Origin of the sequence: Paenibacillus sp. N3.4, assembly GCF_008017805.1 — a bacterium.
In the GTDB taxonomy this organism is placed as follows: Bacteria; Bacillota; Bacilli; order Paenibacillales; family NBRC-103111; genus Paenibacillus_E.
The window spans coordinates 47,139-71,729 of record NZ_VRTT01000029.1 but is presented as its reverse complement, the minus strand read 5'-3'; the positions used below and the strand labels follow the sequence as shown (position 1 = coordinate 71,729).

Annotated in this window: 20 protein-coding genes and 1 pseudogene; 10 read left to right on the top strand and 11 right to left on the bottom strand. The window is 43.8% G+C overall.

Annotated features, from left to right (window positions below; genetic code table 11):
- Positions 1–103: 103 nt before the first annotated feature.
- A complete protein-coding gene (locus FU659_RS38335) occupies positions 104–592 on the top strand; it encodes an antibiotic biosynthesis monooxygenase family protein (protein ID WP_315971329.1) in 489 nt (162 codons plus the stop codon).
- Between the two features lie 116 nt (positions 593–708).
- On the opposite strand, the gene tpx is transcribed toward FU659_RS38335, so the two are convergent.
- Positions 709–1,227 carry a thiol peroxidase gene (gene tpx, locus FU659_RS16400; protein WP_147948571.1) on the bottom strand — a complete coding sequence of 173 codons (519 nt, stop codon included), beginning with the start codon at positions 1,225–1,227 and terminating at the stop codon, positions 709–711.
- A gap of 30 nt (positions 1,228–1,257) precedes the next feature.
- Positions 1,258–1,575, bottom strand: coding sequence for a thioredoxin (gene trxA / locus FU659_RS16395; protein WP_147948570.1), 318 nt, complete (start codon positions 1,573–1,575; stop codon positions 1,258–1,260).
- Between the two features lie 371 nt (positions 1,576–1,946).
- On the opposite strand from trxA, the gene FU659_RS16390 reads away from it, so the two are divergent.
- From FU659_RS16390 to FU659_RS16370, 5 genes are all read left to right on the top strand, one after another.
- Positions 1,947–2,447, top strand: coding sequence for a TRAP transporter small permease (locus FU659_RS16390; RefSeq protein ID WP_147948569.1), 501 nt, complete (start codon positions 1,947–1,949; stop codon positions 2,445–2,447).
- A gap of 1 nt (position 2,448) precedes the next feature.
- Complete coding sequence (locus tag FU659_RS16385; RefSeq protein ID WP_147948568.1) at positions 2,449–3,744, top strand: TRAP transporter large permease; 1,296 nt, start codon at positions 2,449–2,451, stop codon at positions 3,742–3,744.
- A 123-nt stretch (positions 3,745–3,867) separates the two neighbouring features.
- Positions 3,868–4,923, top strand: coding sequence for a TRAP transporter substrate-binding protein (locus FU659_RS16380; protein WP_147948567.1), 1,056 nt, complete (start codon positions 3,868–3,870; stop codon positions 4,921–4,923).
- A gap of 179 nt (positions 4,924–5,102) precedes the next feature.
- Positions 5,103–6,881 carry a sensor histidine kinase gene (locus FU659_RS16375; RefSeq protein WP_147948566.1) on the top strand — a complete coding sequence of 593 codons (1,779 nt, stop codon included), beginning with the start codon at positions 5,103–5,105 and terminating at the stop codon, positions 6,879–6,881.
- An 11-nt stretch (positions 6,882–6,892) separates the two neighbouring features.
- Positions 6,893–7,630 carry a response regulator transcription factor gene (locus FU659_RS16370; protein ID WP_147948565.1) on the top strand — a complete coding sequence of 246 codons (738 nt, stop codon included), beginning with the start codon at positions 6,893–6,895 and terminating at the stop codon, positions 7,628–7,630.
- 514 nt (positions 7,631–8,144) lie between these two features.
- On the opposite strand, the gene FU659_RS16365 is transcribed toward FU659_RS16370, so the two are convergent.
- Positions 8,145–10,205: a methyl-accepting chemotaxis protein gene (locus FU659_RS16365; RefSeq protein ID WP_187274191.1), complete on the bottom strand. Its 2,061-nt coding sequence runs from the start codon at positions 10,203–10,205 to the stop codon at positions 8,145–8,147.
- Between the two features lie 353 nt (positions 10,206–10,558).
- Between FU659_RS16365 and FU659_RS16360 the strand changes: the two genes are divergently transcribed.
- Entirely contained in the window at positions 10,559–11,467 is a 909-nt protein-coding gene (locus tag FU659_RS16360; RefSeq protein WP_147948564.1) for a foldase protein PrsA, read from the top strand.
- Between the two features lie 129 nt (positions 11,468–11,596).
- Here FU659_RS16360 and pdaA read toward each other — a convergent pair whose 3' ends face one another.
- Entirely contained in the window at positions 11,597–12,358 is a 762-nt protein-coding gene (gene pdaA / locus FU659_RS16355) for a delta-lactam-biosynthetic de-N-acetylase (protein WP_147948581.1), read from the bottom strand.
- 185 nt (positions 12,359–12,543) lie between these two features.
- Between pdaA and FU659_RS16350 the strand changes: the two genes are divergently transcribed.
- Positions 12,544–13,680 carry a transglutaminase domain-containing protein gene (locus FU659_RS16350; protein WP_147948563.1) on the top strand — a complete coding sequence of 379 codons (1,137 nt, stop codon included), beginning with the start codon at positions 12,544–12,546 and terminating at the stop codon, positions 13,678–13,680.
- A gap of 26 nt (positions 13,681–13,706) precedes the next feature.
- Here FU659_RS16350 and FU659_RS16345 read toward each other — a convergent pair whose 3' ends face one another.
- The 6 genes from FU659_RS16345 to FU659_RS16320 all read right to left on the bottom strand — a co-directional run bounded on the left by FU659_RS16345 (position 13,707) and on the right by FU659_RS16320 (position 19,851).
- The gene (locus FU659_RS16345) at positions 13,707–14,813 is read right to left on the bottom strand and encodes a GerAB/ArcD/ProY family transporter (protein WP_147948562.1); all 1,107 of its coding nucleotides are present in this window, start codon (positions 14,811–14,813) and stop codon (positions 13,707–13,709) included.
- A gap of 63 nt (positions 14,814–14,876) precedes the next feature.
- Positions 14,877–16,001 (bottom strand): Ger(x)C family spore germination protein, encoded by a 1,125-nt coding sequence (locus FU659_RS16340; RefSeq protein WP_147948561.1) that lies wholly within the window; start codon positions 15,999–16,001, stop codon positions 14,877–14,879.
- The gene (locus FU659_RS16335; RefSeq protein ID WP_261807859.1) at positions 15,998–17,104 is read right to left on the bottom strand and encodes a GerAB/ArcD/ProY family transporter; all 1,107 of its coding nucleotides are present in this window, start codon (positions 17,102–17,104) and stop codon (positions 15,998–16,000) included. The genes FU659_RS16340 and FU659_RS16335 overlap by 4 nt, the downstream gene beginning before the upstream one ends.
- A 40-nt stretch (positions 17,105–17,144) precedes the next feature.
- The gene (locus FU659_RS16330) at positions 17,145–17,564 is read right to left on the bottom strand and encodes a Ger(x)C family spore germination C-terminal domain-containing protein (RefSeq protein ID WP_261807857.1); all 420 of its coding nucleotides are present in this window, start codon (positions 17,562–17,564) and stop codon (positions 17,145–17,147) included.
- Positions 17,561–18,265, bottom strand: a complete 705-nt coding sequence (locus FU659_RS16325) for a Ger(x)C family spore germination protein (protein ID WP_147948558.1) — start codon at positions 18,263–18,265, stop codon at positions 17,561–17,563. Before FU659_RS16325 ends, FU659_RS16330 begins: the two co-directional genes overlap by 4 nt.
- A gap of 29 nt (positions 18,266–18,294) precedes the next feature.
- Positions 18,295–19,851 carry a spore germination protein gene (locus FU659_RS16320; protein WP_147948557.1) on the bottom strand — a complete coding sequence of 519 codons (1,557 nt, stop codon included), beginning with the start codon at positions 19,849–19,851 and terminating at the stop codon, positions 18,295–18,297.
- Between the two features lie 64 nt (positions 19,852–19,915).
- Between FU659_RS16320 and FU659_RS16315 the strand changes: the two genes are divergently transcribed.
- Both FU659_RS16315 and FU659_RS16310 read left to right on the top strand, forming a co-directional pair.
- Positions 19,916–20,101, top strand: a complete 186-nt coding sequence (locus FU659_RS16315; RefSeq protein WP_147948556.1) for a hypothetical protein — start codon at positions 19,916–19,918, stop codon at positions 20,099–20,101.
- A 42-nt stretch (positions 20,102–20,143) separates the two neighbouring features.
- Positions 20,144–20,479, top strand: a pseudogene (locus FU659_RS16310) (alpha/beta hydrolase); the annotation flags it as partial.
- A 508-nt stretch (positions 20,480–20,987) separates the two neighbouring features.
- Here the strand turns inward: FU659_RS16310 and FU659_RS16305 are convergent.
- A complete protein-coding gene (locus tag FU659_RS16305; protein ID WP_147948555.1) occupies positions 20,988–24,536 on the bottom strand; it encodes an Npt1/Npt2 family nucleotide transporter in 3,549 nt (1,182 codons plus the stop codon).
- Positions 24,537–24,591: the final 55 nt, after the last annotated feature.

Genomic DNA, 24,591 nt, shown 5'->3' with positions numbered 1-24,591 from the left:
AGCTCACCGCCCTAGCGTTTAGTTCCAACCAGGAATGGGTATAGATACAATAGCATTAATGATTTTCCCAATCGAAAGGCGGCTGCCTACCATGTATCTATATATGATGAACGACTCTAGCGCGGAAGAGTGGTCTTCCCACTACCGACTCGCATTGCAAGACAAGGACACGAAGGTTATGCATCTTATGGAGACAGACGATCAACTCGACCTGACAACGAAACAAGGAGAAGTGTACGTTTACGAAGCCATTGATGCCGTTGCTTCTTTTACAGGTGGAGGCTACGTCGTTCTCAACAATATACCCGTTACAGAGGAAGGTCGCGCTGAATTCGAAGATCGCTTTATGAATCGTGCCCGCAAAGTGGAAGACGAGCCCGGTTTCATTGCGATACGAGTGCTGCGTCCCTTGAACAGTGATACCTATGTCATTATGACGGTGTGGCAATCCGAGCAAAACTTTACAGACTGGCAGCAATCCCAGGCTTACGGTCACGCTCATCGTAAAAGAGATGCGTCCGAGGGCATTACTCAGCAGAAGCCGTCTATTTTTCCTCGGCCTTCCTTTGTGACCACGTTCCTTATTCAGTAAATGCCCGATCTGGCGTTGGACGCCAAGGCCATATAAAACCCAAAGAGCAGCACTCCCTTGTCGGGTGGCTGCTCTTTTCTTATATAAACTCCAATGTGAGGAGGAGTTGGAACTCTCTATACAAGCTCGCTCAAAGCACGCAAAGCCGCGTCATAATCAGGGTGACTGGTCATCTCCGTTAAATATTCCACATAACGAATCGTATTGTTCGCATCCAACAGGAAAATCGCTCGTTGATCGAGTTGAATTTCTTTGATCAATACGCCATACGCTCGACCAAAATCGCGGTTCTTATAATCAGAGAGGGTAACAACTTTATCAATACCCGCTGCCCCACAAAATCGACTTTGAGCAAATGGAAGGTCCACCGAAATGGTCAGTATCACCACATGTTCCCCCAGCTTATCCGCTTCTACATTGAACCGCCGCGTTTGTGCGTCGCATGTACCTGTATCAACGGAAGGAACGACCGAAATCAGCTTCACCTTCCCTGCATAATCGGCAAGACATACTTCCGTGAGCAAATCCTTATTTAGCCTAAAATCAGGGGCTTGATCGCCAATCTTCAGTTCTTCGCCTATGAGGGTAATAGGTTTCCCGCCAAATGTAGCCACGCCTGTGCGTTCTTGTGTCATATCGAGTTCTCCTTATCATTTCGTTTCTGATTAGCCTTTAGCAATAGCCGCTTTTAATTTTTCTTTGGACTGTAAGCCTGTCATTTGTTCAACGATTTGACCGTTCTTAAACACGATTAGCGTTGGAATGCTCATCACACCATATTTGGCAGCTGATTCAGGATTGTCGTCGACGTTGATTTTTACAATTTTGACAGCATCTCCAAGTTCGGCCGACAACTCATCCAGAACAGGTGCTACCATCTTACAAGGACCACACCAAGGTGCCCAGAAATCCAGTAAAACAGTCCCCGCGTAAGATTCAACTTCAGAATGAAACGTGGCATCGGATATAGATGTAACTGACATTTTACATGCCCCCCACCTTTTATTTGTTTGAAATTAAATTGTTTACAATGTTTATAGTTCAATAATAGCACCCCCAATTATATTAGTCAACAATTTAATTGTATACAATTAAATAAATCTATTTTGACTCTATTTCTTTGGATGAACTGTCAAAAAGCCGCAAACCATCATTTGTCTTAACAGATAAGGTCGCCCGGTGTTCGAAGAAATTTTTAGTTCGCGTTCATTTATTAGTTACCTAAAAAATTACAAATAAAACTAAAAAGCCGGCAGTTATCAAAGGACTCTAAATTCATTACAATAAAGTTGCCTCAAGAAAATGTAAGCACTTTCATTCATACGTACAGTACGACGAGGAGGGGGGAAATACAATGAAGATTATTACAAGAATTCTTTTATCCATCGACAGTTTCTTTGAAAATTTTGCTCAAGCATCTCTATTGACGATGATACTCATCGTTACGGTTCAAGTCATTACCCGCAAGCTGTTCAATTACGTTTTCCATTGGTCCGAAGAAATTACGATGGTTCTGCTGATCTGGTTCTCCTTTATGGGAATCGCCATAGGGTTCAGGGAAAAGCTGCATTTGGCCATTGATTCATTCACTGTCAAACTGCCAAAGTCGGTCAATAATGTAATTGATAAATTGGTGAGTATTGGCAGTATTGCCTTCGGGATCTATTTGATTAAATACGGGTGGGATTTTGCTGTTCTGATGAATAGCTCAACCCTGCCTGCAACAAAATTGCCGAATAGTGTTTTTTACGCCGTCATGCCTCTTACAGGAGTTATGATCTGCGTGTACACCATATTACAGCTCTTTGGTGTCAACACGAAACGTCATCATGGCATTGAGGAAGGTGGACACTAACATGGATTCGACGACAATCGCTATACTTATCTTGGCTATTAGTTTTATTATCATGCTCGTACTGCGCTTTCCCGTTGCACTTTCATTGGCAGGATCAACAATATTAACCCTGATGTATTTGCAAGTCCCGCTCGCAGTCGTAGGCCAGAGGATGATTCAAGGGATTAATTCCTATGCCTTACTGACGATTCCGTTTTTTATTCTGGCCGGACAGATCATGGGTGAAGGCGGTCTTGCCTTGCGACTCGTCAACTTCGCGCTCCTGATTGTTGGCCGTATTCGCGGTGGCCTAGCTATGGTTAACTGCGTGGCCTGCTTGTTTTTCGGCAATATTTCCGGATCCGCAGCCGCCGATGTATCCTCAATCGGCTCCATCATGATCCCGATGATGAAGAAAAAAGGGTACAGCTCTGAATTCGCGGTAGGTTTAACGACTTCAGCCGCCATTCAAGGCGTGGTTGTCCCTCCAAGCCATAACTTGATTCTATATTCGCTTGCAGCAGGCGGAACATCTATTGCCGCTTTGTTTCTTGCCGGTGTGGTTCCGGGTATTATTCTCTGTATTTCGCTAATGGTTGCCGCCTACTTTATGGCTATTAAAAAAGGCTTTACTCAAAAGCATGTGGTTGAACGGAAAGACGTGCCAAGAGTTCTGTTTGACGGGATTCTTTCAATCATGCCTGCCTTTATTATTCTTGGCGGCATTTTCTCCGGTTGGTTTACCGCTTCGGAATCCGGCGCGATTGCCTGCTTATATGCATTTATCGTCACCTTTTTCGTATACCGAGAAATTCCACTCAGCCGCATGTGGGACATTTTAAAACGAACACTTCGCACGGTTTCGATGGTCTTATTCCTGATCGCTGCTTCAAATGCTTTCGGTTGGGTACTCGCCTTCTTAAAAATACCGGCGCTAGTTACTGACGCACTGCTGCAAATTTCGCATAATCCCATTGTCATTTTACTAATTATCAATGTTTTGCTGCTGATTCTTGGATCACCGATGGATATGGCTCCGCTGATTCTGATCATGACGCCTATTCTGCTCCCCGTCGTAACAGCTCTAGGCATGGATCCGGTTCACTTCGGAATTATTATGATGTTAAACCTGGGCATCGGATTACTCACTCCACCTGTTGGAACCGTCTTGTTCATCGGCTGCGCGATTGGAAAACTATCTATCGGACAAGGTGCACGCGCAATGGCACCGTTCGCTCTGGTTCTTGTTGCGGTGTTGATGCTGCTAACCTACATTCCGTCACTTTCCATGTGGCTGCCTAATTTAATGAAACATTGACCTAAAAAATTCACAAAAAAAAGACAAAATATCACATAACATTTGGATACGCTTTCATTGTATAATCACACTGAATATGTCATTAGTGAATTTGTTTGAAACAAATTTTAAGGGGGATAACAAATGAAAATTCTTTCAACAAAAACGACGACATTACTGCTCGGAACAACGGTATCCATCAGCCTGCTTCTCTCCGGTTGCGGTAGCAGCGGCAGTGCTGGAAGCAGCCCCGCTCCAGTGGACAAAAACACAGCAGCCCCTAAGGCAGAAGGCAAAAAGTACACTTTCCGTTTGGCTGATACCCATCCTGACAACTATCCGACCGTTCTGGGGGATAAAAAATTCGCCGAACTCGTCAGTCAAAAATCTAATGGGCGCATTAAAATCGATGTGTTCCCGAACTCACAGTTGGGTGAAGAAAAAGCAGTCATCGAGCAAGTACAGCTAGGAGCGATTGAGTTTACTCGTGTGAGCACGGGACCATTGGCCGAATTCAATAAAGCTTACGGCGTATTCAGCCTTCCGTACATATTCGATAATGATACACATGAATGGAAATTCCTCGAAAGCGACAAAGGTAAGGAATTGCTGGACAGCTTAGAAGCCTCTAGATTAAAAGGCTTAGCGTATTATGAATCCGGCGCCCGCAGCTTCTATTCGAAGAAACCGGTGAAGACCATTGACGACTTGAAAGGCTTGAAAATTCGCGTTATCCAAAACAAAATTAATATCGATTTAATGGAAGCATTAGGAGCTAATGCAAGTCCAATGGCCTACGGCGAAGTGTTCAGCGCCCTGCAGACTGGTGTTATTGATGCTGCTGAGAACAACTACCCAAGCTATTTCACCTCTAACCATTATCAGGTTGCGAAAAATTTAATTCTGGATAAGCACCAACGTGTTCCAGAAGTATTGATGATCAGTAAAGCGTCATGGGACAAACTAAACGACGAAGATAAAAAAATTATTAAAGATGCCGCACAAGAGTCTGTAAAAACCGAACGCGATGAATGGAACAAATTCGAAAAAGACTCTGAAGCCAAAGTAAAAGCCGGCGGTGCAACTGTCATTGAAGTGACAGACGTAAAGCCTTGGCAGGATAAAGTTAAGCCTGTCATCGATAAATACCGCCCTGATTATAAAGACGTTTTGGATGCTATCGACAAAGCTAGGAAGTAATCAAGAAGCTTGCAAAATAAGACTATGTGAAAATAATATCACATGGTCTTATTTTCGTCTTTCTTCCCCTGTTGTATAATATGCCCATCAGCAAATCAAATAAGCTTGCATGATCGGGAAGGTGAAACGTGCGAAACCGCCTGAGCTACGTTGTTAAGACAACTATTAGAAGCATTTTTTTGAGAGATCAGATGTTATTCACGAAGCTTCTTGTCCTTTGTGCTCTGCTCGTCGTTGTTCCGATGTGTTTCGTCGGCATCATCTCCTATCAACGCTCAGCCGACGTGTTGGAGAACGAGGCCCGTCAATTTAGCTGGCAAATCATTGAGCAAGTGAATACCCATGTCGAGTACTATGTAAACGACTTTGAAATTAGCCTATTAAAAATATTAAACAGTCCAAGTATGAACAGCTATTTGAAGATGAAATCCCGGGAAGAAATCGACGATAGCCTGATTCGAGATTCTGTGAAACAGGTACTTCGCAACGCAGCCTATTCCCGATCGGATATTTCGAACATTACTGTCATTATGGACGGAATTGAAATGATCGACGCTATCGATAAAAATTTTAAACATCCCGAAAATCACGTGGTCGACGAAGATTGGTATTTTTCTGTCCCAGACACCAGCGAACCCAAAATATTCACCCGAACGCTGAAATGGGACGATCATACGGAACAGGTCATTTCCATTGCAAGACGCCTGGTGAGCCCTATGACCTTAACGCCCATTGGAATGATCGTCATGGACGTCAATTTCAAGCGCTTTCAGGAAATCGCAGAGAAAGTAATTATTGGTCGAACCGGCTACATGTACATCATTGACTCGGAAGGTCATTATGTTTATCATCCTAATCTGCTGGAACTGGACAAAACTGCGAATTTCGAAAAAATGCATGATATCTTGTTTGGGGAGAGCGGATCGTTTGTTACGACCAATGGCCCAAAAGTATTGCTTACTTACAGTCATTCGTCCTTTCTCGGCTGGACGCTCATCACCTCGATTCCTTATAAAGAACTGATCCAAGGAACGGATTATATCAAGCGCACTATTTTATATACGGTTATCATTACATTGGCTATCGCTTCTTTGTTCGGCTTTGGTTTTGCGAGCAGCATCGTCAGACCCGTCAAACGGCTGTATTCTTATATGAGAAAAGTTGAATCCGGGGATTTCTCCGGGCATATTCAAGTGGATTCCAAAGATGAAATCGGGATGTTGATTCATGGTTTCAATAAGATGGTCAATCGGCTGCAAAGTTTAATGGACGAGATTTATTTTTCCAAGCTCAAGGAAACCGAACTCGCATTAAGACAGCGAGAGATTGAATTGAAAGCGCTGCAGTCCCAGATGAATCCCCATTTTTTATATAATACACTGGAGACGATTCGAGGGATGGCGCTGGAATACGGTGTGGATGATATATCGTCCATCTCCTCCTCCATGGCTCGTCTCTTACGCTATAATCTGAGAAAACAAACAGAGAAGGTCAAGTTGGAAGAGGAGCTTCAATACGCGGAAATTTATTTGCGTATCCAGAAATACAGATTTGAAAACAAATTGGAGTACCAGATACGTATCCCTGATTGGGCCAGACAGCAAACGATCGCCAAATTTTCACTTCAGCCTTTTGTGGAGAATAGCATTATTCACGGAGAGCCTGCGCAGGGCGTCATTCGCATTACCATCTCTGCAATCCGAGAATCAGATGAATCATTTATCATCCGAATTCAGGATACCGGAATGGGAATTTCAGAACAAATGCTCCAAACCATTCGTCTTAGCCTGCTCCAAAAAGATGTCATTTCCGACGGAGGCAGCATTGGTATCGTCAATGTGCATCGGAGAATCGGTTTGCTGTTTGGTGAGCCATATGGCATTTCTATTGAAAGCTGTTACGAACAAGGGGTCATCATTGATATTAAGCTGCCGATGTCTGCTCCGGCAATCATGTAGGAGGTACTTTCTTGAATACGATACTGATGATTGAGGATGAAAGATGGGTACGAACTGCAATCAAGCGAACCGTGGAACGGACGGAATTGCCTTTTACATTGCTTAAAGAGTGCAGTAACGGTCTAGAAGCTTTGGATTGGTTGAAAAATAACCCCGTTGATCTGATACTGGCGGATATCCGTATGCCTGTTATGGATGGCCTGACGTTCGTCAATCAATTGCGCGCCATCAAGCAAGACCAATCTGTCATCATCATCAGCGGACACGATGATTTCTCTTATGTTCAAAAGTGCCTACGAGCTGGTGTTTTTGACTATTTGTTAAAACCGGTAGAAGTTGACGAAATGAAGGCTTGTTTGGAAAAATGGATGAAGCAGCGTACCCGTACAGTGAACCCCGTGCCCGATTATCCCCTCAAAGATCCAGAAGAGATGTCTTCCGTCGAGAGAGTGATTCAACTCATTAAGAACAAACTTCCCGGAGATGTCACGTTGACGGAAGCAGCCGCTGCTGTACATTTGAACCCAAGTTATTTAAGCCAACTTTTTAAACAGCGGATGAATCAAACGTTCGTTGACTATGTCATTCAGATGCGTATGGACGAAGCAGAAAGACTTCTTGTTCACACTTCCCTTCGAATATCGGAAATTGCTCAACGCCTGGGGTATACTGATCTGTCTTATTTCAGCAATACATTCAAAAGAATAAAAGGGAAATCGCCTTCGGATTTCCGCAAAGCTATGCTGTAAGATAGAATCAAGAAAAACCATCAAGAATCTGACGGTCCTATCTGTAAGCATGTTGTTTTCAGCTTTACTGCTTATTCTCTCTTTTTCCTTCACTGTAAGCACGTTTTTCGTGCTTACAGCATCGCTGACGGACCTTTTGCCTTCCGTAACGCGGAAAAACAGCTTTACAGCTCATCTTACCACCCGTTCTCTCTTTTCCCTTCGCTATAAGCACGTTTTTCGTGCTTACAGCGTCGCTGACGGACCTTTTGCCTTCCGTAACGCGGAAAAACAGCTTTACAGCTCATCATACCACCCGTTCTCTCTTTTTCCTTCGCTATAAGCACGTTTTTCGTGCTTACAGCGTCGCTGACCGACCTCTTGCCTTCCTTAACACGGAAAAACAGCTTTACAGTTATTATTCCGCCTATTCTCTCTTTTCCCTTCGCTGTAAGCGCGTTTTTGAGACTGTCGAAAGAAGCAATAAAAAAAGGCCCCCTACGCGGCCAGAAGGGCCAAATAAGAGGCAGTCTTGTTATTGAACTTTGAATTGTGAAGAAAAGGCAGCGAGGTTCTTCGTTAAGTTATCGATACTCTCTACCATACCTGCAAGTGTTTGAACCATGGACGATTGATCCTGTACCGTTGCTGTTACTTCTTCCACAGAAGCGGAGACTTCTTCTCCAGAAGCAGATAAGCTTTGGGCCGATTCCAGCACTTGATCTTTATCTTTTTCCATTTGCATGACATCCATTGCCATCGATTGAATTTGATGCGTAATATCTTTCACATGATCCAAAGTAACCGTGAACGCCTGCTGAGTTTTGCCAACGAATTCATCTTGTTTCAACGCAATCGCCTGAATTTCACCGACGCTTTGGTTATTTTCATCGACATGTGCAAGTGTCAGCCGGATAATTTCATTAATTTCTCTTGATTGCTTGGAGGATTGTTCCGCCAATTTACGAATTTCATCCGCAACGACAGCGAAGCCTTTTCCATGCTCTCCCGCTCTTGCAGCTTCGATTGAAGCATTCAGAGCCAATAGATTCGTCTGCTTCGCAATATCGCCAATCGTCCCCGTAATATTGCCAATGTGGTTAGAGCTCTCAGCTAACAAGGCCGTAATTGATGATATTTTTTGAACTTCCTGTTCATTTCTACTATTAATGTCAATCAGGCTCTCAATAACTTCATTATTGGTATGGAATACATCAATGATCGCTTCGGAGCGTTCTTTGACCGATTGCGTTTTACTGCTGATCGTCTCCATTATTTCTCCTAATTCATTAAATTTACTGACAATGCTTTCGGTTTCATTAGACTGTGAATCCATCGCTCTGGCAATTTCCATCGTTGTCACGGACGTTTCTTGGATAGATTGAGCCGTTTTCTTCGATGTTTGCTCCAACTCGCCAGTGCTGGTAGTCAATACTTGAATAGAAGTATTCATATGTTCGATTAATTGCTTATTTTTCTCCACCATTGCATTAAAATTATCGGCTAATTGCCTAAATTCGCTTCGGTACTTGCCGTCCGCACGGATAGTCAAATCTCCGGAAGTTAGCATTTTGAACAGCGCCACCAATCTAGTAATCGGAGCGGTAATGCTTCTGGATATGAAGATACCAATCATTATGGCAATCAGAACGGCACCTATTGTAATCATAGAGATATTGGTCATCAAGTCATTTAAGGGTCTTTGAATATCGGTATAATCATCCGCGATCACAACCGTCCAATCGGCTCCGGGAATTTTGGCATAACGAATATAAGTATCCTTGCTGTCGAGGTTACCCACCAGGAGTTGATCAGATGTTTTTTGTTTCAGGATGTCCGCATATTGTTCAGCTTCCAGCTTCTTTCCTATCATATCAGGAACAGTAGAGTGATAAACGATCGTTCCTTGACGACTTACGACGAACACTCTTCCTTCGCTGTTGATCTTGATATCTTTTAACTCATTAACAAATAATGATGTATCGATCGTAAGTATGCATATTCCAAGCACCGTGCCGTCATCAGCCTTGACTGGTTGCGCAAATACATTGACCAGAGTACCCGTTGTCTTGGAGATAAGCGCATCGCTTATGGAGAAATTGCCTTTCATAGCCTCTTTGAAATATTCGCGTTCAGAGAGATCTGCTTTAATAGAGCCGGGATTATTACTGGCAATCGTTGTTCCGTGATTATCCACTAAAGTGATCGTTTGGATACCTTGGGTTCCCTTCACACTTTGAGCAAGTAGGGTATTCGTCCTTGCTTGAAGATCGTTTTTGGCAGAGAAAAAGTCTTGGTCACTTTTCTGATTTCTAAGCTTCAATAGATCTCTAAGTTCGCCTTGGACCGAAACCAAGTAAAGGCTCTGTTCTTCCAACTTCACGATAGATTGCAAGTATTGCCCAATTCGCTCTGCGTTCGTATTGATTTCGTCTTTGCTTTTCATCAGAACAATCTTGGACCCGAACATATAGGTCAGACCACTACTCCCCGTCAGTACTAGAACAACTAATAAGCTGATCCATACTGGCAGTTTAACTCTGAGTGAAACGTTTGTGAACGACCAACGGTGCTGCTTCCCTTTTGAAATTGACATGATGGCTCCTCTTTTAATGTCCTTATTTGTCTATATCCAACTTCTATCCTTTCTCTATATCGGTCCGTAAAGGTAAAAAATTCATATCTATTATCCAATTAACTGAAGAAAAATCCCTCATTCAAAGTGAACGGGGATGATGTCTCTCTTTCTAGTTAGTATGCGTGTTTGGATACAACTGGCATAGTAAATAACCAATTCCACCTCAAAAGGAAGAATATGCTTAGGTATTCATGAAATTTTCAGTTAGCGTTCAAGTACGCTTCAGCTTTACTAGGCATACTAGGAATCAGGTTACAACGTGACCCTGAACAACTGCCCTAACCATTCGAAAAACGAAGGGAGTCATTTACATGAATAACCATATATCCTCAAACCGCACGTGGAAGTGGGTATCTTCGATATTACTTCTTAGCCTGGTAGCTTACATTATTGTCTATCCGCCACTCAAAAAGACTAGCGAAGTCGCTTCCGCGGCTACAGTCAATGGGGTTAGCATTAGCACGGATCAGTTGTATCAAGCTATGTTAGCGAGCGGTGGCCAGCAAACGCTAAGTTCTCTCATTAACGACGAGCTCATTACCCAAGAAGGAAAGAAAGCAGGCATTCAAGTCACCGATACCGATATTACCGCCGAAATCGCAGCCCTTCAGAGCTCCTACGGCTCAGAGGCCGAATTCCAACAAGCCCTTACTTCTTATGGGATGAAGCTTGATGATTTAAAGAAAAGCATGAAAACCCAAGTTACTTTGAAAAAGATTCTGGAGCCGCAAATCACGATTACAGATGATGAAATCAAGAAGTATTACGATGCTAATCTAGAAACCTTAAAAGTGCCCGAGCAAGTTCAGGCTTCCCATATCTCCGTAGCAACCAAAGAGGACGCGGATGCCATTTTAACCGAGTTGAAAGCTGGCGGAGATTTTGCCGCTCTAGCCAAGGATAAATCTACAGATACAGTGACCAAGGACAATGGAGGATCGCTTGGCTATGTATCCAGTGGGAAAATGGATCCAGCTTTTGATACCGCAGCTTTTGCTCTCGCTGTTAATGCAACAAGTGAGCCTGTGAAAACAAGCACTGGGTACGATATTATTAAAGTCACCGATCATAAAGCAGCTTCCACGCCAACCTTGGAGGAGAAAAAAGCAGAGATCAAAACAACCCTAACCAATGAGAAGCTGTCGACTTTATCTTCGAGCTGGCTGCAAGAGAAGAAATCTCAAGCAACGATTGAAAACTTCCTCAATAAAGGTGCTTGATGGCTGTAAATTGTAATTTAATCTATTGGGAGGTGATGATGAATCCCTTATCGCTTGGCTACGTATCAAACATTGACAGACGTCCCATTTGTATGGGACGTCTTTTTTTTGTGACTATCGACCTGAAGCTTAAGGTGTTCGAATCTTCATCTCATCCAGGCTTTTGAACTGGAATCCTTGACTCCTGGCGTCATCAATAATTTTGCCAAGCGCTTCCGTGTTATCTTTGGATACGGAATGCAGCAAAATCACGGCGCCTGGATGCAGTTGAGCCATCACATTTTTATAAGCATACTCCCAGCCCTTCTGATTCTTAGGCTCCCAATCGCGGTAAGCTACTGACCAGAATACGTTCGTATAACCGAGCTGCTCGCTAACACGCAGAGATTGACCGTTAAAAATTCCCCGCGGTGCTCGCAAATAGCGCATGTCCTTTTGCCCCGTGACAGCCTCTACCTCCGTTTTTACCTGATTGAGCTCTTTCTGAATCCGTTCTGCAGAAATGCCGCTCATATCGGGGTGGCTCCACGAATGGTTGCCGATCAAATGTCCTTCTTGTGCCATACGCTTGAGTAAATCCGGCTCTGTCTTAATATAGTGCCCTGTCACAAAGAAAATAGCGGGTACCTGCTTCTCCTTAAGGACATCCAAAATTTTACCGGTATATCCCTGCTCGTAGCCATTATCAAAGGTCAAATACAACTCCTTAACGGCTAGATCTCCGGTAAAAATAGCGCCGTGCTGCTTCAGCAAGCTTTTGAAGCCTTCTTCATCAATGGAAGGACGCTGACCGTTCACGCTCTTCTTAAATCCAAAGTGATAAGACCCATCGGCAGAAGCCATTGTCACTTGCCCCAACAGCATAGCAAACACCAAGGTAAGGATGCGCATGTAGTTCACGAGTTTGTTCACTCCTTGAGTTCTGTGGATGATAGAGACTGTTACTACTATTCCACTTTTGCCATCCTGATTATGTGAAGGCTGCATTGGGATATTTTGTCGAATAAAGTCAGTATGTGTGCTATGATAAAATGAATAGTTCATAATCTATACAATCTGAAAAAAGGACGAAAACGATGAAGACATGGGTTAAGCGTTTATTTATTTGCAGCACGTTGCTTGGAACTTTCACTGGCGTTACCACCTTCATTCCTTCTTTCTCCGTCTATGCAGCATCCAGCTCAACCGCGCAGGATCAGCTGCAGCAAGATATTTCGGATGCTCTTGATAAAAGGCTCCCTGCGTTTCAGGTAACCTATACAGGGACAAATGCAAAATCATTAAAAACAGAAATCAGCAATGCTTTAAATGCTGCTATAAATAAAGACGATTATATGCATTATACGGTTAAAACCTACAACTTTTCGGCTACGATGAAGGGCAATACAGCTACCGTGGACTTTAAATTGACTTATTGGGAAACACTTGCCCAAACGGGAAAAGTACAGGAACGCGTCGCTGAAATTCTCCAAGATATTGTGACCACAGACATGAACGATCATCAGAAGGAAAAAGCGATTCATGACTGGATTGTCGGTCATATTGCTTACGATACAAAGCTAATCGCACATTCCGCTTATGATGGCCTGATCCATGGCAAAACCGTATGCCAAGGCTACGCGCTGATTACCTATGAAATGATGAAACAAGCCGGCATCCCGGTAAAAATTGTCGAGGGCTCCTCCCGCGGCATTCCCCATGCCTGGAATCTTGTGAAAATTGATGGCAAATGGTATCAGCTTGACTGTACTTGGGATGACCCTGTTCCTGATATCGCGGGACGCGTGCTTTACAATTACTACAATTTAACGGATGCTCAGCTGCGGGTGGATCATACATGGAAAGCATCTGCGGCATACCCGACTGCTAGCGCCTCTTACGACCAAACATTAAACGCCTTAGCCGCAACGGACCCAGAAAATGCGGTCTTTTATAATAAATTATATACAGCTATTGGTTATGACTATTTGGCAGAAGCGAATACAGCCACGAATCTGGAAGCTTTAACGGGTCGAATAAGCTCGGCTCTCGCAGAAGGTCAGGAGCAATTGGTTATCCGCTATTTGAAGGGAGCAACCGTGACGTCGGATTTGAAAAAAGCGCTCGCGGCTCAAAAGAGCATCTATAGCTACAGTTACACATCCGAAGCCTTCACTCGCACGACAACAAATGATAAACTGCTCACGATTACGTTCAACTACAATAAAAAGTGATACCCAAGCCTACAGCATCCGCTTTTTCATGAGTGCTTATGCTTCCCCCAACCAAGACGATCGTGTATATATAAATAAATGAGTAAGCAACCCGGAAATACGTATTCAACATAAAACCCGATCTTACCTAAGGCATCATTCATTTGTGCACTCTGATTATAGGTAGGCATGAAAAAATATGTGCCTACAACGATGAACAACCAAAGCAGCCGCAAATGACTGCGGTGATCCTCTTTTCCAAATAACCAGCTTGTACAAAATACACATAGGTACAAGGGAAGCATCCAGGACAATGAAAAAATAATGACGTAGAATGCAATAAACAACACTTCAATCCGCTCTATAAACTTAAACTCAAGAGATCTCAGTATGTTAATTCCTGGCTCATTGTAGGCTAGTATTTCATCAGGACTAAAATAGGCAAAGCAGGCGATTGTGACGAACAAATACGCGAGCATCGTCAACGTATAGGAAATAATAATTCCTTTGGCAGCCTTCTGCTTGTGCTTCAAAAACGGATACAAAATGAACGTGGTTACAAATCCGACGTGAAAATAAATCGTATTTGATATCGCTGAAAGTAGAGGTTTCCAGCCCACATCGAGTATGGGAAGCAAATGGAGCCAATGGGCATCTTTGAGCGAAAGTAAATAAACAAGAGGTATCCATAAGGAAATAAGAATAACCATTTCCACAAATTTGCCCAAAACTCGCAGGCCACTGCGCACAATTACATAGGTGGGAATCAGCAGTAAAATCAGCAAGAGAAGTGCTGAAGTTTGCGGGAGAAGCCATTGCTTCGTAATAAGAACCGTGTAAACGAGACCCGTATACCCGTAAAAAAAGAAATAAAGCGCAAACAGAATGGCTCCCGCTTTACCTGCCCATTTGCCCAAATATCGCGTTAATAAATCCAAAATGGTACCATCTGGATACCTTTTCATCACTTGAATGACGATCAAGCTTGCTGCCAAAGTAATGGCCCAACAGAGGATAAGCGCGATCCAGCCAGACACACCCGCTTTTTCAGCTAATACTCGCGGCAAGGCCAAAAAACTGATGCTTACAACCATGCCGAAAGTGAGGAAGATGTACTGCATGAAGGTAATCTCATTATATGCATATTTTTTCATTGTCCATCCTCCTGCTCTAGCAAGCTATATTGCCGATTAAATTGCGTACTGGATTACTTTCTGTCATTTTACTGGTCCCATGCTATCGATTGTCGCTTTCACTGAAACGTGAATATCCGCTTTAGCCAACGACTCGCCCCAATGATCTTTCACTTTTTTGTACTGGCTATTTTCATGAGCTCGCGCGTAAAGTCCTAATCCGATCGGATCAATTTCATGCGCTTGTATTTTCTTAATAAGCCCCTCCAATTGCTTTTCTAATTGTTCAGCGATCTTTACCTCCAGCTCTTTCCCTTGATATCGCACATCGTAAGGAAATAAATGCTCTGTCAATCCAACATGCATGTTGATCTTTATTTCAAAATGGAATTTGTTCTGACGATAAGAGGTTGCTAGTTTGGCTTTTATGTTATTGGCAGTAAAGCTTAGTTTGTCGGTATCGAATGGACCGATCTTCTCTTCACCCGGAATGGATATCGTCAAATTGACAGACTTTTTTGCTTTATTCTGCAAAATTCGCAGTAAAATACTTTCCGTTGCATTTAATGAAACGATGTATTTGCCCTTATGATTAAGCAGTGCTGTTCCATTCAGCTTAATGGCTTGTTTTTTCTGCAATTTAACCTCGGAAATAGCAGGAGTTACACCCGTCTCATACATTTGTCTGTGCAGTTCCTGCACCGTTGTTTTTACTGTTTCAGATTGGGCGCTTTTCGTATCGACCATTCCCCGCAATAATATGGGCATCATTGGCTGGTCTTTCGGGTTCAAGTATATTATTTCAGAAACAGGCCCGTCGTAAACGACAACGCGATCGGATACACTATTCTTGGTATCGCGAAAGAGAACATCCAGCAGCGGAAACCAGTCTTCATGCTGCAGGAGACGTTTGCCCACAATCAGCACCTGATAGTTCCTGCCTTGAAAAACACCTGCCGAAAAGGCATCTTGCTTGGCTCTCGACTCTCGTAATGTTTGTGCACGCTCTATAGTTTCCAACGTTTTCTTCTTAGCTCTTTTACTAAAGGCAGGGCTCGTCGAATACATCATAAGCTTGTTTTCTTCGTTAAGATCCACGCCAAGCGCAAGAGCCAGTGTGGCATCCTCCATATCCAAACGGTCCGCACACCCCGGAACAACAACTATCATTGCTGTAATCCATAACGCATACACCAGCCGCTTGTTCATTCGTATACCCTCCACCCAAGACGATCATGTATACACACATATATCAACAAGCAAGCTGGAAATACATATTCACAACAAATGCCTGCCCATGCTAGAGCTTTATCCATTTGGTCGCTCTGATTAAAAGTTGGTATATAAAAGAAAGTAGCAACGGCAATTATTAGCCAAAGTAACCTCAAATGGCTGCGGTGATCCTGCTTTCCGAACAACCAGCTTGTGCAAAATACGCTTAAGTACATAGTCGGTATCCATGAAAATGAAAATATAAACAAATAGAACGCGACAAACAGCATTTCAACTCGTTCTATAAACTTAAACTCGATGGTTTTTAATACATTGACCACAGGTTCGTTGTACGCTTTCATTTCGTCTGGGCTAAAATAGACGAAACAGACGATCGTAATGAACAAGAATACGAGCATCGTCATCGTATTGGAGATCACAACACCCATGGAAGCCTTAGTTTTATTTTGCAAAAACGGGTACAAAATCAACGTTACTCCAAATCCCAAATAAGAAAAAATGGTTACTTGAGCCGCTGAGAATATAGGTTTCCAGCCTTCTTTGAAGATAGGGAACAGATGAAGCCAGTGGGCATCCTTTAGGGGGAATAAATAAACAAACACGATCCATAAGGAGAGGAAAATAATGAGTTCCACATAACGGCCTATGATACGAAGTCCATTACGGGCAATCGTATATGTAGGAATAAGGAGCAACAACATCGTGATGTAAGCCGAAGTTTGCGGCAAAAGCCAATCCTTCGTATAAAGAATCGTTCTCACAATCCCGAGATAGCCAAAAAACAAGTAGTAGAGGGCATAAAGAATAGCTCCACTCTTACCTGCCCAATTCCCCAAATATCGGGTCAGTAAATCCACCACGGTGCCGTCCGGGAACTTTTTCATCAGTTGGATAATAATCAAACTTGCCCCTGTGGAAAAGACCCAGCCGATGGGAATTCCAATCCAGCCTTCCGTACCAGCCCGTTCGGCCAAAACTTGAGGTAATGCCAACAACCCAATACTTATTTGAACGCCGAAATTCATAAAAATAAATTGCATAAGTGTGATCTCATTCAAGCCATATTTCTTCATGGACATCACCTTTCGGACAAATCATGAAACAATCATCAGATTCATCTCATTTCACTGGCCCCCAGCTTGCAATGCCTACCTTTACGGAAACATGTATATCCGCTTCAGCCAACGCTTCGCCCCAGTGATCTTCAACTTTCACATATCGGCTGTATTCATTAGCACGGGCGTAGAGCCCGAGTCCGATCGGATCGATTTTATTCTCCTGTATTTTTTTGATGAGGTTCTCCATCTGCTTTTGTACTTGCTCGCCTGCCATTTTCTCTAATTGTTTTCCGTTTTTTTTCATATCGTAAGGAAAATAACGTTCCGTCAGTCCAGCAGCTATTTTGATTTCAATGTCAAAATGAAATTTGCCCTCTAGATAGGAGGTCTTAATTTTCGTTTTCACTTTATTTGTACCTATACTTATTTTGTTTGTATCGAATGTACCTGGCTTCGGGTTGCCTGGAATGGACAGCGTCAAGTTGACTGGCTTTTCACTTGATTTTGTAAGATACATAGTAATACGGTTTCTGCCGTTTTCAAGGAAAGAACATATTTCCCCTTATGATCCAACAGAACCGTTCCGTTCAACTTAATTTGTTTGTTCTCCAAATTAATTTTGGCGATAGAGGGGGTCACTCCCTTCTCACTCATTTGCCGGTGCAGCTCTTGTGTAGTCGTTTTTACCGTTTCCGATCTGGCGCTCTTCGTATCGATCATTCCCCGGAGCAACAAGGGGAGCGAAGGCTGGTCTTTCGGATTTAAGTACATAATTTCAGAGAGTGGTCCGTCGTAAACGACAAATCTTGTTGTCAACGGGTTTTTCGGATCGCGAAATAAGACATCCATCGTTCGGAACCAGTCAGGGTGCTCCAAAAGGCGTCTGCTGACCAGACTGACGAGAACCTTCCTGCCCTGAAAAATACCCTCCGTAAAAGCACTCTCTTTTCCCCTCGCTTGACGGGCCGTCTGAGCCCGCACACTGATTTCTTGCGTTTTCTTCTTGGCATTTTTGCTGAACACAGGACTTGCTGTATAGAAAAGAAAATTGTTATTTGTATCAAGATCAAAGCCCTGTAATAATGGGATTGTGCCATCTTCCAAATCCAGCCGATCACTGCAGCCTGTAACCATGACAAGCACGATTGTGATAAGCAAAGAATATAGAAACCGCTTGGTCATTGGATCGTCCTCCGCTTACACCCGACGTTTCAACTTTCATCACCTTTAGGACGATTTGGACCTTTCCTTTCTAATTGAACGGGTCTTGCACTTAAAGGTCGATTCACCATTTTCCATAACGGCAAACGGACGAAAGTATCTTTCCAATCAGCAAATCGTACAGGAGCGAAGGGGGAACTGTAAGGCGTTCCAAGCGATTCAAGCGCTACGAGATGTCCGACCATCGTCATCATACCGACGATAATGCCGACAAAACCGAACATCGAAGCAGCAAGCATCATGGCGAAACGGATAAGCCGGACGGCGGCGACCATGTCATAATTAGGCAGGATAAAAGACGCAATAGCTGTAAAAGCGACAACGATCACCATAATATTATTAATGAGTCCTGCCTGTACGATTGCTTGTCCAATGACAATCCCCCCAACAATGCCTACGGTCTGCCCGACCGGAGCAGGGAGCCGCACTCCTGCCTCACGCATCATTTCAAGCGTTATCTCCATAATGACAGCTTCCACGAATGGCGGGAACGGCACACGCCCTCGGAATTCCCCAATGGTGAGCAGCAATTTAATAGGGATGATTTCAAAGTGATAGGATAGGACTGCTATATAAAATGCCGGCAAAAAAATGGCAACGAAAAACGCGAAATACCTTAACAACCTCATAAAGGTAGCAATCGACCAACGGGTGCTGTAATCATCGATGTTTTGAAAAAACGAGGCAAAGGTCACCGGCGCAATCAGCACACTTGGTGAACATTCAACGACAACCACGAATCTTCCCTGCAATATTTGCGAAGCGGCTGCGTCCGGACGTTCCGTCAAAATAAATTGCGGGAATGGAGAGTACGGGTTGTCCTCTATATACTCCGCCAACTCACCTGTGTTCATGATGATATCGACATCTAATTGCTGAATCCGGTCTACCAACTCTTGCAGCACTTCCGGATGCGCCACATCCGCTAGATATAGAATAGATAAGACAGACTGTCCTCTTCGTCCAACCAGCAGCTCCTTTATTTTTAGTTCTCGGTTGGGAATATAACGGCGGATTAAAGCAATATTCTGACTGCTGGTTTCAACAAAACCCTGGTGCGCTCCTTTCAAAGAGGTTTCGAGCTGTGGGTCTTCAATCGCCCTCTGCGGCCAACCTTGCGTACCAAGGGCGTAAGCTTCATCCCGTCCATCGACTAACAGAACGCTGCTGCCTTGAAAAATAACAGACTCGATTTGCCGCCATGTATGCAGTAAGTTAATTTGGCCGACCGTTAACGCAAGCCCACCGATTCCTTCGGCACTTCCTGTTTCAAACTGGAGCGGACGCAGAACGTAGTTATTAATTGCATTTTTATCTGTTAGCCCGTTTAAATAAATTAGCGCAGCTTGATGACCTGTCTGCTTGATTGTAAACTGCCTTACAATGAGGTCTGGGGTTTGAGTGAAAAGGTTGTGTATTTCGTTAATATTTTCCTGTAAATCCTTACTTATAGGATCGTTGGACTGCTGATTGTAAGACGGTTTGTACTTCTTGTGCTGTTCGACCGAATGATACTTCTTCCTTCCGAACCAGCTAGAGAATTGCATCGATCTTCACCACGCTCATCCATATAGTTTCTTTTATTATCCAGTTGTTTTGGGATTTTTATGCATGATTGAAAGTAGATCGGGGCAAATTCGAATCAAAGCCTCCAATTCCATTTATGGTGGGATCGGGGGCTTTGTCGTTGCTTTTACAGCAATCAAGAATCCAATTGCGGCCCAATGCGTATCTTCGGCTATTGGGTTTGAATTCCTACACCGAAGTGTAAGTACTAGTAAGCTTATTTTTACTTAACTCGCTGCACAGACTAGCTGTATGACAAAGGAGGAACTATTTATGTCTAACAGGGTTCAACTTGAAGCTGCCGCACAGAAGTTTGCCGATGATAATGCCAATCCCCCTTATCTATTCGATCTGGGTCCTGACAAGGGACTCGAGACCGTAGATAAGGTACAATCAGAGCCTGTCCACAAAGAACCCGTCGATATCGAGGATTTGATGATCGAAGGCGGCCCTAGCGGCCATGTTTCCATACGCATTTTACGTCCGAAAGATGCGCCGGAGATCCTTCCAGTCATCGTTTAAATTCACGGTGCGGGATGGGTTTTCGGCAACGCACATACGCATGACCGGCTGATTCTGGAGCTAGCGGTGGGCGCTCATGCCGCCGTATGCTGAATGCCCTAGCTGATACGGCCGCTGCCCGTGGTGCCATTACACTCACCAATGCTTGGCTGCGAGAATAAGCCCTTCGGCACATAAGTTTTTATCTTCTTTCTCATGTCCTTGACTGTAGCTCTCTACGCTAACGAACCGTAGGATGCTTATCGAGGAGAAATTAGCTTGTCCATTCCTCTAACGAACTGAAGCGACGTTATGGAGTCAATAATGCGTGAAGTGAGGCGCTTTTACTTGGAATAACACGTCTGGAGTGCGTTAAAACGATAATTCTTTGTATTTTGATCAAATAAGGTTTGCTGGGTTCGTAAGGAGTTCCCGGCAAATGTTGAAATTATCAATTTTCCTCTTTATGTTTTGCATACGATTACTTTCTGTTGTTTGCTTAGAGTAGGCATCCCTAGAAGAATCTATAGTAAATGTCGCTCGCTTAACCGAAAACCCAAAACATCTAAATTCTTATCTTTTGACAAAAGAGCACCCGCTAAGGTGCTCTTTCTTGTTAAAGCATATTCTTAAGCCGCTCTGCGATGACGCGCATCATACTTTTCAGCACGTTCATATTTTGGAAGCAAAAGCTGAAAACCTGATCCCTATGAAGCTCCAGCAAGACGGTCCTCTTCCTCGCCGTACAATCCGCAGAACGAGGTCCGCTGTCAATAATCGCGATTTCCCCGAAAAATTCTCCTTCTTGAAGAACAGCGTATTCTTCCACGCCTCTATGTACTCGGATGCTTCCTTCAATAATGCCGTACATGGTATCTCCATAATCGCCTGTTCGAAAGATCGCTTCGTCCTGGTCAAAGGCGACCTCCTCTACCTTATGAGCAAGCCATAAGAAATCATTCGGAGCCAAATGCGCGAACAAATCAATTTTTTGCAGGACTAATATACGTCGTAAAATAACATCTTCCTTCGTTAAGTCAACCTCACTCTTAAAAGCAGATAATCCATTATGAACTACACTGAAAGCCTGATCAGGCAGCGCATTGGCATTCACGGTTTCGTTGCTGCGGGCTAATTCTGATCGAAGCCTGCGCGAAAGCAGCTTCATCATTTCTATCGCGATACTTGTCTGATCGAACATCATTTCATAGAAATCGCTTGAATCCAGCTGCCATAAACGAATATCCGTTTCTGCGCGTATCGTAGCTGTCCGAAGTCCTTGCGTCAGAATGGCCATCTCACCAAAGCAATCCCCCCTCTTCAGCTCGACCAGCAGCTGATCATTTCGATAAATGCCAGCCTGTCCTTCGTCGATGATCATTAGCGAATCGCCCTGATCCCCTTCTTGAATAATGATGCTCCCTTTGTCTCTATTTACCTGATGCAGCTTCAAAGCAATTATCGATAAATCTTTACGCGTCAATCCCTGAAAGAGAGAAACATTGCGGAGCAATTGTACGCGCTCTATTTGAGCAGACAATTCTGCATTGGGCATGGTCCCGGCAATCCTCTGCCTTTGGTACGTAATTGTTTCACGAAGCCATTCGTCACCTTGTGCTGACAGCCATTTCATATGTTCCGTTAATTGTTCTTCTGTGGTACTCACTCTATTCATTTTTTGAGAACCTGACATGAAAGGAGTTAATGCCGTTCTAAGACTTCCCTGCAGCGTTTGATCGATCACTTCTTCCGCATTAGCCTGCTGCCTGGAGTCTCCCTCCGACCAGTCTTTATAAACCGCCTGCATCGTTTTTTCGTCATACAGAAGGGATAATAATTGAAATACGCGTTGACAGATAGCGGCTCTAATATCCGTAATCATTTCCTCAATATCGGAGTAACCTTCTACCCCAGCTATACAAGCGCTATGTTCTCCGAACTGGGCATGCAGCTGAATTTCATGTAAAATAAGCGACTCCACTTTCTTGCTCTCCACAGGAGGCAATTGTTTCTGCATGCGAAGCATTGCTTCCAATATTCGACCACGCATATCATATGAAGCTTCTTCGTAGTATGCGAACAGCATGTCAAAAGCCTTCTGCGTGCCTATTCGTTCAAATACTGCTGGTAGGTATAGCTGAATCTCTTTATCCGTTAAGCCGGGCCCGAGCTGCGGCAAAAGATCCTGTTCATCAAAAGCGGCAAGTGCTTGAATGGCATAGCTCCGGGTTTGACTATCTTTTAATAATTTAACAATCGGTACAATTAAGGGAGGTACGTGCAGTATCGCTGCCGATTCCAAAGCACGTATCCTTACTTGAGGACTGCTGTCACGCAATAAGGAAAGGAGTGGCTTATAGAAATTTTTGACCCCAATTTGCCCGAATAAGGCAGCCATGGCTATCCGTTCTTCTTCATATCCGCTTTCCATCCACTCTTTCAGCTTTCCAACTGCCCTAAACATGCCCTCTATACTATAATATTTCACTAAACCGGCAACAGCCGCTGCTTGAATCCCCACCGATGAAGCTTCCAAATGTACCGTGATTTCCTCCAAATATTCTTCTTTGGCATAAGCAGCCAGCGCTACCAACGCTTTGGCCCTTACCTGTTCACTCGCACTGGCTATCAACTCTTGTAAAGCGATTTCAAATCCATCCGGCACCTTCTGCTCCACATAGGACAACGCCGCTACGGCCACTTCCGGATTAGGGTGATGCAGCAAAGCATCTAAGTGAGGCGTGAAGTCGAAGGTATCAATCTCGCGTAAAATACCGAAAGCATACAAAGCTTGCTGTTTGTCTGAGCTAGATAACGCATCTACCAAAATTTGGCGACTGGCAGGGTCCATAAGATGGAGCTCAGTTTGCTGAAAATCGTCACCTTCTGTTTTTAAGTTGGATAAAAGTGTATGCAGATAGGCTTTCTTGACCTTCACACCCGCGAAAATCCCGACGCCAAGCAACACTAGCACAATATAACTTAGCTGTTCAGGAGCCAGCAGCCTTGATACGATCAGCAATGTAACGGCTGCGAGACCCTTGGCCCCATTCCGCACAACGCCATCCAAGAAGCTCTTCGCTTTGCCGCGCCATTCGGGAGAGACAGGGAACATCACAAGTTGGCTCACCGAGGAGTATAAGGTATCACCTACTACTTTATCACTGCCTTTAACAACAACTGCCATAGCCAATACAGGGAGCAGCAGAATGCCAAAGCTGCCAGCAATTAGTGTGATGGGAAACACAAGCAGTGCCGTCATGACGCCAAAACGCGTCAGTATGCGACCCGAAATGAACAACTGAACGAATAAAGCAATAAGTCCTGAAAATCCATAAAAGCTGCCCATAAATCCAGCCAGTGCTTCATTCTGTAAGGTTCCTCTTAAAATGACCTTGAATTGATAGTCAATTAAGGTTAATGACAACACGAGCGCCGCGGCTAAAATCGCCACATATTTCAAATGGGGCACGTTCGCAAATAACCCCGTTTTTCGCTGCACAGCATTTTTCGTCGAAGTAGACTTAGGCTGTACCCTTTTGGCCTCAACGGATTCTTTGGTGCGGAGCAAGATGAGGTAGACAGCTGCCATAGCTAATAATTGTAAACCAGCGTAAGCGTATATTAGATTTGCTGTACCTATAAGCGGAACGAGTGCCTTAAGCCCAAAGCCGCTTAAAATTCCGCCGGTGATGCCCCCGCTTCCGACGATACCAATCATTTTTTTCGCTTTTCTTTGATCCATTACCGATGTTGCAAACTGCCAAAAACAAACGATCATAAGAAAGTTAAACACGTCATAACCAATGTATATAACCGGAAATACCCAACGTAGCTCAAGTCCCACACCAAATCTGGAGGCGAGAACCAGCACCGAGATGAGCGGTATCAACCATTTAATGAGAGACTCCAGACGAACTTTAGGTGAATATCGCTGAAATAGCAAGCCTGCCAAAATCATAACAATGGCTTGGGGCAAGTACATCAGGGAGAGATAGGAATTATCAAAACGGCTCAAAAAAAGCGTATCTGCGGCAGTCCTACCAATGGTTGAAGCAGACACCACACAAAATAAATAACCAAATAACAGAAGAATTTTCACGTATTCTTCCTTGTCCTCTACCCATTTATGGAGAGGAAATTTACGACTAATGACATTGCTCATGACCGCACCCCATCTAATCTCTTCACTTAAAAGCTATTAATGAGATTGTAGCAGA

Coding starts and splice junctions, on each gene's coding strand:
- pdaA (WP_147948581.1), bottom strand. CDS start 12,358: ATGCGCATCCTTACCTTGGTGTTTGCTATGCTGTTGGGGCAAGTGACA.
- FU659_RS16365 (WP_187274191.1), bottom strand. CDS start 10,205: ATGTCAATTTCAAAAGGGAAGCAGCACCGTTGGTCGTTCACAAACGTT.
- FU659_RS16350 (WP_147948563.1), top strand. CDS start 12,544: ATGAAGACATGGGTTAAGCGTTTATTTATTTGCAGCACGTTGCTTGGA.
- FU659_RS16385 (WP_147948568.1), top strand. CDS start 2,449: ATGGATTCGACGACAATCGCTATACTTATCTTGGCTATTAGTTTTATT.
- trxA (WP_147948570.1), bottom strand. CDS start 1,575: ATGTCAGTTACATCTATATCCGATGCCACGTTTCATTCTGAAGTTGAA.
- FU659_RS16345 (WP_147948562.1), bottom strand. CDS start 14,813: ATGAAAAAATATGCATATAATGAGATTACCTTCATGCAGTACATCTTC.
- FU659_RS16360 (WP_147948564.1), top strand. CDS start 10,559: ATGAATAACCATATATCCTCAAACCGCACGTGGAAGTGGGTATCTTCG.
- FU659_RS16305 (WP_147948555.1), bottom strand. CDS start 24,536: ATGAGCAATGTCATTAGTCGTAAATTTCCTCTCCATAAATGGGTAGAG.
- FU659_RS16335 (WP_261807859.1), bottom strand. CDS start 17,104: ATGTCCATGAAGAAATATGGCTTGAATGAGATCACACTTATGCAATTT.
- FU659_RS16380 (WP_147948567.1), top strand. CDS start 3,868: ATGAAAATTCTTTCAACAAAAACGACGACATTACTGCTCGGAACAACG.
- FU659_RS16320 (WP_147948557.1), bottom strand. CDS start 19,851: ATGCAATTCTCTAGCTGGTTCGGAAGGAAGAAGTATCATTCGGTCGAA.
- FU659_RS16390 (WP_147948569.1), top strand. CDS start 1,947: ATGAAGATTATTACAAGAATTCTTTTATCCATCGACAGTTTCTTTGAA.
- FU659_RS38335 (WP_315971329.1), top strand. CDS start 104: ATGATGAACGACTCTAGCGCGGAAGAGTGGTCTTCCCACTACCGACTC.
- tpx (WP_147948571.1), bottom strand. CDS start 1,227: ATGACACAAGAACGCACAGGCGTGGCTACATTTGGCGGGAAACCTATT.
- FU659_RS16340 (WP_147948561.1), bottom strand. CDS start 16,001: ATGAACAAGCGGCTGGTGTATGCGTTATGGATTACAGCAATGATAGTT.
- FU659_RS16325 (WP_147948558.1), bottom strand. CDS start 18,265: ATGACCAAGCGGTTTCTATATTCTTTGCTTATCACAATCGTGCTTGTC.
- FU659_RS16315 (WP_147948556.1), top strand. CDS start 19,916: ATGATTGAAAGTAGATCGGGGCAAATTCGAATCAAAGCCTCCAATTCC.